Raw genomic sequence first — 13,594 nt, forward strand, 5'->3', positions numbered from 1 at the left:
GTGTAGTATTTGCCAGCCCTGCCCGCGCCACAAGCGGAGGACTACGCAGCACATGTCCGTAGTACTACGCAGTTGATGCGACTTCCAATCGAAATTGCGTCCCACCTTGCGATGTTGCAACGCAAGATGCCGCGCTCCGCCATGAAGCTCCGCCAGAAGATCCTGCTGCTCGCCGTCGCACCGCTGACCATCGCCATGCTGGCGATCATGCTGACTGTGCGGCACCAGTCGATCGCGCTGGCCAAGCACGAGCGGCAGTTGGTGGAATCCGCCTATCTGCAAGCCAAGGAGACGGAGCTGCGCGCCTACGTCCAGCTCGCGCAGAGCGCCATCGCTCCACTGCTGGCATCCGAAAAAAATGATGCGGCGACGCGCGACGAAGCCATGCGCACCCTCGCCCGCCTCGACTTCGGCACCGACGGCTACTTCTTCCTCTACGACCTGCGCGGGCGCAATCTCATGCATCCGCGCCAGCCGGAACTTGTCGGTCGTGACTTGTGGGACCTCACCGATGCCCGCGGCCAGCCCACCATCCAGAAGCTGGTAGCTGCGGCCCAGAATGGCGGCGGCTTCGTGCGCTACATGTGGGACAAGCCCTCCACGCACCAGAGCGTGCCCAAGCTCGGCTATGTGGAGCCGATTCCGCAATGGGGCTGGATGGTCGGCACCGGGCTCTACCTGGACGACATCGAGCAGACCCTGCGCGAGATCGACCAACGCGCGCAAGCCAACATCGACCAGACGCTGGCCTGGGTGGTAGGCATTGCCGCGATCAGCATCCTGCTGGTGGCCGGCAGCGGCCTGGCGCTGAACGTGAGCGACCACCGCGAGGCCGACGCCAAGCTGCGGCAGCTTGCGCAGCAGGTGGTGCGGTCTCAGGAAGACGAGCGGGCGCGCGTCTCACGTGAGTTGCACGACGGGATCAGCCAGGTGCTGGTGTCGACCAAGCTGCTGCTCGAGACGGCGCACGGCCATCTCGAAACACCATCCGCGCCGACGGTGTCGATCGAACGGGCGGCCAGCATGCTGCGCCGCGCGCTGGATCGCCTGAACAGCGCGCTGGGTGAAGTGCGGCGCGTGTCGCACAACCTGCGCCCTGCACTGCTCGATGATCTGGGTTTGGCTGCGGCACTGGAGTTGCTCGTGCGCGAAACACGCGAGGCGCACGAAGACCGTCAGCCCAGTTTTGCCATTGCACTCGAACGTGTCGGCCCGCCGGTGCAGTTGCCGGATGCCTGCAACACGGCGCTGTTCCGCATCGCGCAGGAGGCCATCTCCAACATCGAGCGCCATGCCACGCAAGCCACGCGTATCAGCGTGCTGTTGGAGAACAATGTCGATGCCGTGCGGCTATCCATTCGCGACAACGGCCCCGGTTTCGACGTCGAGTCCGTGCAGGTGGACCCCGAACACGGCATCGGCCTGCGCAACATGCGCGAACGCATGGCCGCGCTGGGCGGCACCTGTACCATCGTCTCCAGCATGGACGACACGCGGCACGGCACTGAAGTGTGTGTCGTGCTGCCCCACGCTGTCATCGCTCAACTGGCTTCGGCCGCCACGTCTTCACTTGTATGAACGCGCCCGTCAAATTGCTGCTTGTTGATGATCACCCGCTGGTGCGCGATGGCGTGCGCGTGCGGCTGGAGGCCGTGCCGCATTTCGAAGTCGTCGGCGAGGCGGGCGATGCGGCCGCCGCGCTCGAAGCCGCACGCACGCTGTCGCCCGACCTGGCGCTGATGGATATCGGCATGCGCGGCATGAACGGCATCGCGCTCACCGAAAAGTTTGCGGAAGAATTTCCGGAGATCGCCGTGCTGGTGCTCTCGATGCACGACAACCTGGAATACGTGCGCCAGGTGATCCGCGCCGGCGCGCGCGGCTACGTGCTCAAGGACGCGCCCGCCAGCGAACTGGTCGAAGCCATTGATGCCGTGCTGGCCGGCCGCCCGTTCTACAGCGCCCAACTCGCGATGCGCATGGCCGAACAGGCCGTCATGCCCACACCGGTGGAAGCCCTCACGCCGCGCGAGCGCGACATCCTCGACGGCATTGCCAAGGGCTACGCCAACAAGCGCATTGCGGATGAACTCGGCTTGTCGGTGCGCACGGTGGAATCGCACCGCCTGAACCTCAAGCGCAAGCTCGGCATCGAGGGGCAGGCGGAACTGGTGAAGTTTGCGGTGGAGTTGGGGAAGGGACGCTAGGCGCTGAGCCTTCAGCGCGCCTTCACGCTTTCCACGTACTCGCGCACCATCGTCTCGAACGAGGTGTCGCGCCCGAATCCCATCGCATCCGCGCGTGCGGTATCGAAGCGTGCGGGCCAGCTTTGCACGATGGCCTTGATGCGCGCGTCCGGCTCCCAGCGGATGCGTTCGACCGGTGCATCGCCCGCGACCTTGCGCAGCGCCTCCACCATCTCCCCCACACGCACCGTGATGCCCGGCAAGTTCAGCGAACGGCGGTTGCCCCACGCCGATGCCGGCAGCGTGAACGCATGCAACAGCGAAGCCACCACTTGGCGTGGGGATGCCAGCCACAGTTCGGTCTCCGCCTCCACCGGGCAGATGGCTTCTTCGCCCGCCAGCGGCTCGCGGATGATCCCGCTGGCAAAGCTCGACGCTGCGCCATTCGGCTTGCCCGGCCGCACAGATACGGTCGGGATGCGCACCGCGCGGCCATCGATGTAGCCCTTGCGCGAATACTCGCCGACCAGGAATTCGCCCATCAGCTTCTGTACGCCGTACGACGCCTGCGGCGTGGCCGCCGTGTCATCGGTCACAACCGCCGGCAGTTGGCCGCCGAACACCGCCACCGAACTGGCGAACAGCACACGCGGCGCGCGGCCCGTCTTGGCCTGCTGCGCACGCAAGGCATCCAGCAACGCACGCGTGCCGTCCAAGTTCACGCGCATGCCGAGGTCGAAATCGGCCTCGGCCGTGCCGCTCACCACTGCGGCGAGGTGGAATACGCCGCCCACGTTTTCATCGATCACCTGGGCGATGAGGGCGGGGTCCGATGCATCGCCCGTCACATAGCGCACGCGCGGGTCGGTAATCTGGCCGGCCACCTGATCCAGCACGATGAAGGTGTCGACAGGCTGGACCGTGCCATCCGCGCCTGGCAGGCCGGGTTGCTGGAGCAATGCCGCCAGCACGCGCTGGCCCAAAAAACCGGCGCCGCCGGTGATGACGATGTTCATGGTGTCTCCTTGTGCCGAACGTGGATCGCCCGGCGATCTAATCGATGCCTAGGGTAAACAGGGATGAAGCTCTGCGACTCAACTTGTATGATGACACGACGAATTTACGCTTGCCAAGCGACACACCATGTTTGAAAAACTCGACGCCGCGCCCTCCCTATCCGACCGCGTGGCCCAAACCCTGATGGACAAGATCGACGCCGGTGAACTGCGCCGCGGCGAACGCATGCCGTCGGAAACCGTGCTCGGCCAGGAATTTGGCGTCAGCCGCACCGTGATCCGCGAGGCGATTTCGCGCCTGCGCCATGAGGGCGTGGTCGAAGCGCGCCAGGGAAGCGGCGTGTACGTCACGCAGCAGGCCGGCCTGAAGCCGCTCCGTATCGACGCAGCGCAGGCCGGGTCGATCGATGCCGTGCTGCACATCATCGAACTGCGCCGCGCGCTGGAAGCCGAAGGCGCGGCGATGGCCGCCCAGCGCCGCACCGACGCCCAGATGGTCGAGATCGACGCCGCGCTCGACGGCATCGACGCCGCCGTGGCGGCCGGCGGCGACGGCGTGGCCGAAGACCTGCGCTTTCACCACGCCATTGCGGCGGCCAGCGGCAATCCGTTCCTCGTGCAGGCGCTGGGCTTCTTCAGCCAGTACCTGGAAGAAGCGATTGGCGTGACGCGCAGCAACGAAGCGCGCCGCGAAGACTTCGCCCGCCAGGTGCGCGACGAGCACCGCGCGATGGTTGAGGCCATCCGCGCCCGCGACGCACTCGCTGCGCGCAATGCCGCGCAGACCCACATGTTCAATGCCGCACGTCGCCTGGCCGAGGGCCGGGACGTTGCGCAAGACTGATTTCAGGAGCACTTCATGACGCAATCGACGGCTGACCGGAAGGTTGGCGTGATCGGACTCGGCGCCATGGGTTTGGGCATTGCCAAGACCCTGCGTCACAACGGCTACACCGTTTTCGCATGCGACGCGCGCCCCGGCGCCGCCGCAGATTTCGCCAAGGAAGACGGCGTGGCCTGTGCAACGCCAGCCGAGGTAGCTGCTGGAGCGGACGTGATCGTCTCTGTGGTGGTCAACGCCGCGCAGACGGAATCCGTGCTGTTTGGCGAGAACGGCGCGGCCGCTGCAATGAAGCCGGGCAGCACCTTCGTCATGTGTTCGACCGTGGACCCGAACTGGTCGATCGCGCTGGAGGCGCGCTTGGCGCAGCAGGGCATCCTATACGTGGACGGCCCCATTTCCGGCGGCGCCGCCAAGGCTGCCTCGGGCCAGATGACGATGATGACCTCGGCCACGCCCGCCGCTTATGCCGCTGCGGGCCAGGTGCTCGACGCCATGGCCGGCAAGGTCTATCGCCTGGGCGACAAAGCGGGCGCGGGCAGCAAGGTCAAGATCATCAACCAGTTGCTGGCCGGCGTGCACATCGCTGCCGCTGCTGAAGCCATGGCCCTCGGCCTGCGCGAAGGCGTGGCAGCCGACGCGCTGTACGAAGTCATCACCCACAGCGCGGGCAACAGCTGGATGTTCGAAAACCGCATGGCCCATGTGCTGGCCGGTGACTACACGCCGCTGTCCGCCGTCGATATCTTCGTCAAGGATTTGGGGCTGGTGCTCGATACCGCGCGCGCGACCAAGTTTCCGCTGCCGCTGGCGGCCACCGCGCATCAGATGTTCATGCAGGCGTCCACCGCCGGTTATGCGAAGGAAGACGATTCGGCCGTCATCAAGATCTTCCCGGGCATCACGCTGCCGGAGGGTCAATCGAAATGAGCGCAGCGCAGACCTCCCGCCCCGTGCTCGGTTGTATCGCCGATGACTTCACCGGCGCAACCGACCTCGCCAACATGCTCGTGCGCGCCGGCATGCGCACGGTGCAGACCATCGGCGTCCCACAAGCGGGCGATGAAGCCATCGCTGCTGATGCAGACGCCATCGTCGTCGCACTCAAGTCGCGCACGATTCCGGCGGCCGATGCCGTGCAGCAGTCGCTCGCCGCGCTGCGCTGGCTGCGTGCGCAAGGCTGCTCGCGCTTCTTCTTCAAATACTGCTCGACCTTCGATTCGACCGACGACGGCAACATCGGCCCCGTGGCCGAGGCGCTGATGGCAGAACTCGGCACCGACTTCACGCTCGCGTGCCCGGCGTTTCCCGAGAACGGTCGCACGATCTTCCGTGGCCACCTCTTCGTTGGCGATGTGCTGCTCAACGCGTCGGGCATGGAACACCATCCGCTCACGCCGATGCGCGACCCGAACCTCGTGCCGGTGCTCGCGCGCCAGAGCGAGGGCAAGGTGGGTTTGCTGCGTTACGACACGGTAATGCGCGGTGCGCAAGCCGCGCGCGATCAGGCGCAGCAACTGCGCGCCGACGGCGTGAAGCTGGCGATTGCCGATGCGATCTCCAACGACGATCTGATCGTGCTGGGCGAAGCGTTTGCCGATCTGCCGCTGCTCACGGGCGGCTCGGGCTTGGCGCTTGGCTTGCCGGCGCAATACCGACGCGCAGGCCTCATCACCGAGCATGGTGACGCGGCGCAATTGCCCGCCGTGGCTGACTCGGCCATCGTGCTGTCGGGTAGCTGCTCGCGCGCAACGAACGCGCAGGTGGCGCACTGGCGCGCGTCGCGCCCGGCATTTCAGATTGATCCGCTCGCGCTGGCTGAAGGCCAGTCGGTGGTGGTCGAGGCGCTCGATTTCGTGCAGCGCCACGCCGGTCAAACTGTGCTGGTCTACGCGACCAGCGCGCCAGAGCAAGTCGCCCAGGTGCAGAAGACGCTGGGTGTGGAGCGCGCCGGCAAGCTGGTCGAAGAGGCGCTCGGCCGCATCGCCCGTGCGCTGCATGCCGATGGCGTGCGCCGCTTCGTGGTGGCTGGCGGCGAGACCTCGGGCGCGGTTGTGCAGGCGCTCGATGTGCGCGCGTTGCGCATCGGCCCGCAGATTGATCCGGGCGTGCCCTGGACGGCCACCATTGGCGATGACCCCATTGCGCTGGCGTTGAAGTCGGGCAACTTCGGTACGGTCGATTTCTTCGAGAAAGCGCTGGCGCAATTGGCGCAAGCCACGACGGAGCCGGTCGCATGACCACCGCCAATGAAAATGCGCTGCGCGAAGAAGTCGCGCGCGCGGGCCAGAGCCTGTATGCGCGCGGTTACACGGTCGGCACCGCCGGCAACATCAGCGCGCGTTTGCCGGACGGCTGGCTCATCACGCCCACCGACGCATGCCTCGGCACGCTGGACCCTGCGCGCATCGCCAAGGTCAGCACGGCGGGCGAGTGGGTCAGCGGCGACAAGCCATCGAAGACGCTCGCCCTGCATCGCGGCATCTACGACCGCAATGCCGACGCGCACGCCGTGGTGCACACGCACTCGACGCACCTGGTGGCGCTCACGCTAGCCGGTGTCTGGCGCGAGGCCGATGTGCTGCCGCCGATCACGCCGTACTACGTGATGAAGGTCGGCCACGTACCGCTCATCCAATACCAACGTCCGGGGCACCCGGATGTGGCTGCGCAGATCGCCGCACTGGCGACTGATGTGCGCGCCGTGCTGCTTGATCGCCTGGGCCCCGTTGTGTGGCACGGCTCGGTATCGAACGCGGCCTACGCCCTGGAAGAACTGGAAGAAACCGCCAAGCTTTGGCTGATGACGGAGCCGAAGCCCGCACCGCTGTCCGATGCGCAAATCGACGAATTGCGCCAGACGTTCGGGGCCCGCTGGTAAGCCACCACGGCCCCTATAAAACCTAGATTGGAGACCACATGAACACCTCCACCGCCACCACGGCGGCGCTGCCTTCGCACGCCGTTTCAAAAGAGGACAGCGTCTACGCACGCGTGTCGCGCCGCATCGTTCCGCTCATCATGCTGTGTTACGTGGTCGCGTATCTCGACCGCGTGAACGTGGGCTTCGCCAAGCTGCAGATGTCGCAGGCGCTGAATTTTTCCGAGACGGTGTACGGGCTGGGCGCCGGCATCTTCTTCATCGGCTACTTCCTCTTCGAGGTGCCGAGCAACCTGCTGATGAACAAGATCGGCGCGCGCATCTGGATCGCGCGGATCATGATCACGTGGGGGCTGATCTCGGGCGCGTTCGCCTTCGTGCAGACGCCCACGCAGTTCTACGTGATGCGTTTCCTGCTGGGCCTGGCGGAGGCCGGTTTTTACCCCGGCATCATCCTGTACCTGACGTACTGGTATCCGTCGCACCGCCGCGCGCGCATCGTGGCGATGTTCATGGCGGCAATTCCTATCTCGGGCATCTTCGGCAATCCGCTGTCGGGCTGGATCATGAGCGCGTTCCATGACCACAGCGGCTGGCAGGGCTGGCAGTGGATGTTCGTGATCGAAGCGATTCCTGCTGTGCTGGTCGGCCTGCTGGTGCTGTGGAAGTTTGACGACAGCATCCGCAAAGCCAAGTGGCTGAGCGAAGACGAGAAGCAGATCCTCGAAGCCAACATCGCTGCGGACAATAAGGGCAAGACCGAGCACCCCGGCATCGGCAAGGTGTTCTCGGACTTGCGCGTGTGGGGCATGAGCCTGATCTACTTTGCCTTCGTCATGGGCCAGTATGGGTTGACGTTCTGGATGCCGACGCTGGTGAAGAACGCGGGCGTGAAGGACACCTTCATGGTGGGCGTGCTCTCCGCCATTCCGTACCTCTGCGCGGCGATCACCATGGTGCTGATCGGCCGCAGCGCCGATGCGCGCCGCGAGCGCCGCTGGCATCTGGTTGTGCCGGCGCTGATGGGGGCGGTTGGTTTTGCAGTGGTGGCCACGGCGGGCAACAACGTGGCGTTGTCGATCGTGTTCCTGTCGCTGGCGGCGGCTGGTGTGCTGACCTGCGCGCCGCTGTTCTGGTCGCTGCCGACCGCGTTCCTGCAAGGCACTGCGGCGGCTGCGGGCATCGCCGCCATCAACTCGGTGGGCAACCTGGCCGGTTTCGTGAGCCCCTATATGATCGGGGCGCTCAAGGACATGACCGGCAGCACCGCAACGGGCATGTACGCGCTGGCCGGCGTGCTGGTGCTCGGCTGCATCGCCGTGTTGCGCACGCCTGCCAAGCTGGTCAATAAATAAGCAACCAAGCAATTGTTTCCAGAGGGTTTGATATGCCGCGCTTTGCCGCCAACCTGTCCATGATGTACCAGGAGCACGCCTTCCTCGACCGCTTTGCCGCTGCGGCAAAGGATGGCTTTGAGGGCGTGGAGTTTCTCTTCCCCTATGACTTTGACAAGGCCGAGATCCGCGCGCGTCTCGACGATGCCGGGCTCAAGCAGGCGCTGTTCAACGCGCCTCCGGGCGACTGGGCCGCCGGCGAGCGCGGCATCGCGTCATTGCCGGGACGTGAAGAGGAATTCAAGCGCGGCATTGCGACGGCCCTGGAGTATGCGCAAGTGCTCGGCAACACGCGCCTGCATGTGATGGCCGGTCTGATACCAGCCGATGCCGACCGCGCACGCCATCACGCCACCTACGTAAGCAATGTTGCCTACGCCGCGCGCGAGGCGGCCGGCGCGGGCATCACCGTCGTGTTGGAGCCGATCAACACGCGCGACATGCCGGGCTTCTTCCTGACGCATCAGGCGCAGGCGCATGCCGTGTGCAAGGAGGTGGGCGCGTCTAACGTGAAGGTGCAATTCGACCTGTACCACGCGCAGATCATGGAAGGCGATCTGTCGGTCAAGCTCAAGCGGTATGTGGGTGAGGGCGGCGTCGGCCACGTGCAGATTGCCGGCGTGCCCGATCGCCATGAGCCGGACGCAGGTGAGCTGAACTATCCGCACCTCTTCGCGCTGATGGATACGCTCGGCTACGACGGCTGGGTCGGCTGCGAGTACCGCCCGCGTGCAGGTACAAGTGAAGGGTTGGGCTGGCTCAAGCGCTGGCGCGAAAGCCAGCGCTGATCGGCGTTGCTCCAAAGCAAAAACGGCCGGCACTGCATCTGCAGTCCGGCCGTTTTTGCTTGATGCGCCGCTTACGACTTGCACGCGCCGAGGTAGCGCCCCTGGTAGTGGAAGCCGCTCTTCATCGGCCCGTACTGCGGGTGCTGGTACTGGCCATTGCCCGTGATGTTGAACGTGGTGGGTGTGAGCGGGCCGCTGGCTTCGAGTACGCCCTTGCCGCCCTGCGGGTCTGTACACGACAGCGAGACCTTCAGCGTGCCCACGGCGTAGTTCCAGCGCGTGAGCGAGCAGCTTCCGTGGTCTCTGCGGATATTGCGCTCGAACGTGGCCCGGATATCGCTGGCGTCGTTCGCACTCAGGCAGCCGCGCTCGGGCCGGCTGGGTACTTGGCGGCCTTGCTCGTCAACGTGCGGCAACGGCTTGCCGTTCAGCGTCAGGCTGGTTGTGCTTTCCCACAGGCCCGGCGTGACTTCCTGCGCGTATGCGCCCAGGGAGAGTGCGGCCAGAGCAGCCAGCAGTACACCGCTGCACCACAGCTTCATGTTCGATTCCTTGATGGCTTGAGATGGCACGACCATCCGATCGCCGCGCAATGCGGGCGACAGGATGGTCGTCAGGTGGAGAATGCGATGAGGCCGGATCGACCCGGGGCTCAGGCGCCCAGATGTACCGGCCCTGTGCCCAGCGAGCGGCCCGTTGGGATAGGCCCGTACGACGGCAGTTCGGCTTTGCGGGTGGCGGCTTCGAGCTGCATGCTGATGGCGTCGGCAGTGTGCGCGGCGGTCGCCCCACTGGCACCCACGACGAGGCGATAGCCGCCGCCGCGTACTGTCTGGATCAGGCCATCGCACGGCGTGCCTGCCAGCGCCACGCGCAGCTTGCGCACGTGCACGTCAACAGTGCGTTCCCCAACGAACACGTGATTGCCCCACACGCGATCGAGCAGTTGGGTACGCGAATGCACGCGTTGCGGATGCGCCACCAGGAAGTGCAGCAGGCGGAATTCCAGCGGGCTGAGCGGAATGGCGCGCGGCCCCGTGTCGGTTTGCGCCATCACGCCCAAGGTGAGCGGATCCAGGCGCAGGCCGTTGACTTGCAGCACGTCATCGCCATGCTGCTGCGGCGCCCGGCGGCGCAGCACCGCGCGGATGCGCGCATGCAGTTCGCCCGTGTCGCACGGCTTGACGACGTAGTCATCGGCACCGGCGTCAAGCGCGGCAATCTTGGCGCGCGCATCGCCATGGCGAGATAGCACGATGACCGGCAGGCCGCGCGTCTGCATGTTGGCGCGCAAGGCCAGCAGCATGTCGATCGACTCGCGCTCGGGCCACGTCCACTCCATGAGCAGCAGTTCCGGCATGGCGACCTGGATGGCCGCCTGCGCCTGCCCTGGATTGCCGACACGTTGAACGTCGTGTCCACCGTCACGCAGGGAAAACGACAGACGCTCCCCCTCTGCCTGGTCCTGTTCGACCAGCATGATCTGAATACCCACTTTGTGATACCTCCCGTCTAACCAGCCGACACACTCCGGCGAGCAGCCTTGCGGCCGCGCTCTTCTGTCTGCGGTGCGCGTTGTTATGAGTGGCATGCGAGCGCTGCGCGTTTGCTCGCATGTCGTTCTTGCGGGCGCTGCCGCCCGGCCGGACAGGCCTGGCGCTGATCGTCGTGTACTGCCGTTCCCGGTCGGACGATCCCCAGCGGAGCCCCCCGGATCACTCCAGGGTGTGTGGTGTTGAGATGGGTTCACAAGCCTCGGCGCTGCGATTCGGTGCCTCATTTATGCAATCGTTTGCACAAAGTTCGACACCACATGCACGCAAAACCGAGCCGACGCCCCCCCGAGCGCCGTGGAGAAGAGGGGGTACCCTCCCTGTTGCATTGGCTTGTTGCCTTTCTCGTTTCCTCTAGTGAATCCCCCTCCGGCTCAAGGAAAAGGAATTCTGTTTTGCCGGATTATAAGAATCCCGCCGGAATTCGTCACGCGGGATTTTTAAAATTTGGAAATTTAGACGACACCGAACTTTGCGTACGCATTCGATTGACATGCATGCTTCACAAAGCTATGCCAGACAAGGGGTTGGCGTGGTGCCGCGCCCCCGACGATTCGCTGTTGGCATAATTCAGCATTCATTATGTTATTGCTGGCATAATGAAACGCGGGCCTCCGATGGTTGTATTTTTTACAGCTGAATATTGCGGAATTTAAATCAAGCGACCGTTTTGTGGATAGGGGTAAATCGCGCGATTTAAAACTTTAGGATTACTGCTCATTGTTTAGGCAGTGACCGGGCGTGCGAACAAAAAAAAGCCCGCACTAGGCGGGCTTTTTGCGGCCGGTGGGGGGATCACCCTGCCAAGCGCCCCTCCAGGCGCGCCTTCGCCTCCGGCAGCGCCTGCGGCAGGCCATGCGCCAACTGCGTGAACAGCTGATCGTGCAGCGCCAGTTCCTGCTGCCACGCGGCAGCGTCGACCGAGATCACCTTGGCGAACTGCTCCGCCGTGAAGTTCAGCCCATCCCAGCGCAGTTCTTCATAGCGCGGCGACACACCAAAGGCATGCGCATCGCCCTGCGCCTGGCCTTCGAGGCGGTCGATCATCCACTTCAGCACGCGCATGTTCTCGCCAAAGCCCGGCCACACGAACTTGCCGTTCTCGTCCTTGCGGAACCAGTTCACGCAGAAGATCTTCGGCAGCGTGGCGCCGCTCTTGGCGAGCTGGTCGCCCAGCTTGAGCCAGTGCGCGAAGTAGTCGGCCATGTTGTAGCCGCAGAACGGCAGCATGGCGAACGGGTCGCGGCGCACCACGCCTTGCTGACCGGCAGCGGCGGCGGTGGTTTCCGAGCCCATTGTGGCGGCCATGTACACGCCTTCGGTCCAGTCGCGCGCTTCGGTAACGAGCGGCACGGTGGTCGAGCGGCGGCCACCAAAGATGAACGCATCAATGGGTACGCCGGCCGGGTTGTCCCATTCCGGATCGATCGACGGGCATTGCGCCGCCGGTGCCGTGAAACGGGCGTTCGGATGCGCGGCCTTGCGGCCGGTTTCCTTGCCAATCTCCGGCGTCCAGCTTTGGCCCTGCCAGTCGGTCAGGTGCGCGGGCACGGCGTCGGTCATGCCTTCCCACCACACGTCGCCGTCGTCCGTCAGCGCCACGTTGGTGAAGATGACGTTTTCCTTGAGCGTGGCCATTGCATTGGGGTTGGTCTTTTCGCCCGTGCCCGGTGCCACGCCAAAGAAGCCCGATTCCGGGTTGATGGCGTACAGGCGGGTCTGGCCGTCGGCGTCCTGGCGCGGCTTGATCCAGGCGATGTCGTCGCCGATGGTCGTGACCTTCCACCCGTTGAAGCCGGCGGGCGGAATCAGCATCGCAAAGTTGGTCTTGCCGCAGGCCGACGGGAAGGCGGCCGCCACGTGGTACGTCTTGCCCTCGGGCGAGGTCACGCCCAGGATCAGCATGTGTTCGGCGAGCCACCCTTGGTCGCGGCCCATGGTGGAGGCGATCCGCAGCGCGAAGCACTTCTTGCCCAGCAGCGCGTTGCCGCCGTAGCCCGAGCCGAACGACCAGATTTCGCGCGTTTCCGGGAAGTGCACGATGTACTTGGTCGGGTTGCACGGCCATGGCACGTCTTTCTCGCCAGCGGCCAGCGGTTTGCCGACGGTGTGCACGCACGGCACGAAATCGCCGTCGGTGCCGAGCACGTCATACACCGCACGACCCATGCGGGTCATGATGCGCATGTTGACGGCCACGTACGGGCTGTCCGACAGTTCCACGCCAATGTGCGCGATCGGCGAACCCAGCGGGCCCATCGAGAACGGCACCACGTACAGCGTGCGGCCGCGCATGCTGCCGTCAAACAGGCCGTTCAGCGTCTGGCGCATCTCGGCCGGGGCCGTCCAGTTGTTGGTGGGGCCGGCGTCTTCCTTCTTTTGCGAGCAGATGAAGGTGCGGTCTTCCACGCGCGCCACGTCCGACGGGTCCGACAGTGCCAGGAACGAGTTCTTGCGTTTGGCCGGGTTGAGCTGCTTCATCGTGCCGGCGCCGACCATCTCGGCGCACAAGCGGTCGTACTCTTCTTGCGAACCATCGCACCAGACCACGCGCTCCGGCTTGGTGAGCGCGGCAATCTCGCCCACCCACGCAATCAGGCGCGGGTGTTTGACGTACTCGGGCACGTTCAATGCAGGTACGCCCTGCATCACGGGTTGATTCATGACCAAAACTCCAATGGAAGTGAAAAAGAAATCGGCGATTGATCAGCACGGCAGGCTCGGCGAGTGCGCCCAGCGGCGGGATGGAAAGCGATCGACGGCGCGTCATAAGCAGGCCGGATCAGCGATTTCCAGAGAGAGGGGCAACGCAGGCGGAAGGACAGTAGCCGTGCTGATTTCACATTCAGTTACAAAGCGGTGCGCCCCCGGAAGGTGGGTTTTTCCGGGCGGCGGGGGCCGCGTGCGCTAAAGTGGCGGGACCGAAGTAACAAAC

The 13,594-nt window shown here is 64.9% G+C and carries 12 protein-coding genes; 8 read left to right on the forward strand and 4 right to left on the reverse strand.

Going from position 1 to position 13,594, the window contains the following annotated elements:
* Positions 1 to 141: 141 nt before the first annotated feature.
* The gene (locus ACN9M1_RS16975; RefSeq protein ID WP_426396221.1) at positions 142 to 1,578 is read left to right on the forward strand and encodes a cache domain-containing protein; all 1,437 of its coding nucleotides are present in this window, start codon (positions 142 to 144) and stop codon (positions 1,576 to 1,578) included.
* Positions 1,575 to 2,207, forward strand: a complete 633-nt coding sequence (locus ACN9M1_RS16980; RefSeq protein WP_426396222.1) for a response regulator — start codon at positions 1,575 to 1,577, stop codon at positions 2,205 to 2,207. Before ACN9M1_RS16975 ends, ACN9M1_RS16980 begins: the two co-directional genes overlap by 4 nt.
* Before the next feature lie 11 nt (positions 2,208 to 2,218).
* Here the strand turns inward: ACN9M1_RS16980 and denD are convergent, their stop codons facing one another.
* Complete coding sequence (denD, locus tag ACN9M1_RS16985; RefSeq protein WP_426396224.1) at positions 2,219 to 3,202, reverse strand: D-erythronate dehydrogenase; 984 nt, start codon at positions 3,200 to 3,202, stop codon at positions 2,219 to 2,221.
* Between the two features lie 127 nt (positions 3,203 to 3,329).
* On the opposite strand from denD, the gene ACN9M1_RS16990 reads away from it, so the two are divergent.
* From ACN9M1_RS16990 to otnI, 6 genes are read left to right on the forward strand one after another with little or no spacing between them, the layout of a single operon-like run.
* Positions 3,330 to 4,046: a FadR/GntR family transcriptional regulator gene (locus ACN9M1_RS16990; protein ID WP_426396225.1), complete on the forward strand. Its 717-nt coding sequence runs from the start codon at positions 3,330 to 3,332 to the stop codon at positions 4,044 to 4,046.
* Between the two features lie 15 nt (positions 4,047 to 4,061).
* Entirely contained in the window at positions 4,062 to 4,973 is a 912-nt protein-coding gene (ltnD, locus tag ACN9M1_RS16995) for an L-threonate dehydrogenase (protein WP_426396226.1), read from the forward strand.
* A complete protein-coding gene (gene otnK, locus ACN9M1_RS17000) occupies positions 4,970 to 6,283 on the forward strand; it encodes a 3-oxo-tetronate kinase (RefSeq protein WP_426396228.1) in 1,314 nt (437 codons plus the stop codon). Before ltnD ends, otnK begins: the two co-directional genes overlap by 4 nt.
* Entirely contained in the window at positions 6,280 to 6,924 is a 645-nt protein-coding gene (locus tag ACN9M1_RS17005) for an aldolase (RefSeq protein WP_426396230.1), read from the forward strand. The genes otnK and ACN9M1_RS17005 overlap by 4 nt, the downstream gene beginning before the upstream one ends.
* Positions 6,925 to 6,962: 38 nt before the next feature.
* The gene (locus ACN9M1_RS17010) at positions 6,963 to 8,279 is read left to right on the forward strand and encodes an MFS transporter (protein ID WP_426396232.1); all 1,317 of its coding nucleotides are present in this window, start codon (positions 6,963 to 6,965) and stop codon (positions 8,277 to 8,279) included.
* A 32-nt stretch (positions 8,280 to 8,311) separates the two neighbouring features.
* Positions 8,312 to 9,106: a 2-oxo-tetronate isomerase gene (gene otnI, locus ACN9M1_RS17015; RefSeq protein ID WP_426396234.1), complete on the forward strand. Its 795-nt coding sequence runs from the start codon at positions 8,312 to 8,314 to the stop codon at positions 9,104 to 9,106.
* Positions 9,107 to 9,177: 71 nt separating this feature from the next.
* On the opposite strand, the gene ACN9M1_RS17020 is transcribed toward otnI, so the two are convergent.
* The 3 genes from ACN9M1_RS17020 to ACN9M1_RS17030 all read right to left on the reverse strand — a co-directional run bounded on the left by ACN9M1_RS17020 (position 9,178) and on the right by ACN9M1_RS17030 (position 13,323).
* The gene (locus tag ACN9M1_RS17020; protein WP_426398891.1) at positions 9,178 to 9,648 is read right to left on the reverse strand and encodes a DUF3617 domain-containing protein; all 471 of its coding nucleotides are present in this window, start codon (positions 9,646 to 9,648) and stop codon (positions 9,178 to 9,180) included.
* 110 nt (positions 9,649 to 9,758) lie between these two features.
* Positions 9,759 to 10,601, reverse strand: a complete 843-nt coding sequence (locus ACN9M1_RS17025; RefSeq protein WP_426396235.1) for a winged helix-turn-helix domain-containing protein — start codon at positions 10,599 to 10,601, stop codon at positions 9,759 to 9,761.
* An 853-nt stretch (positions 10,602 to 11,454) separates the two neighbouring features.
* Positions 11,455 to 13,323, reverse strand: a complete 1,869-nt coding sequence (locus ACN9M1_RS17030) for a phosphoenolpyruvate carboxykinase (GTP) (RefSeq protein WP_426396237.1) — start codon at positions 13,321 to 13,323, stop codon at positions 11,455 to 11,457.
* Between the last annotated feature and the right edge of the window lie 271 nt (positions 13,324 to 13,594).

This window comes from Ralstonia sp. R-29 (assembly GCF_049913345.1).
Lineage (GTDB): Bacteria > Pseudomonadota > Gammaproteobacteria > Burkholderiales > Burkholderiaceae > Ralstonia.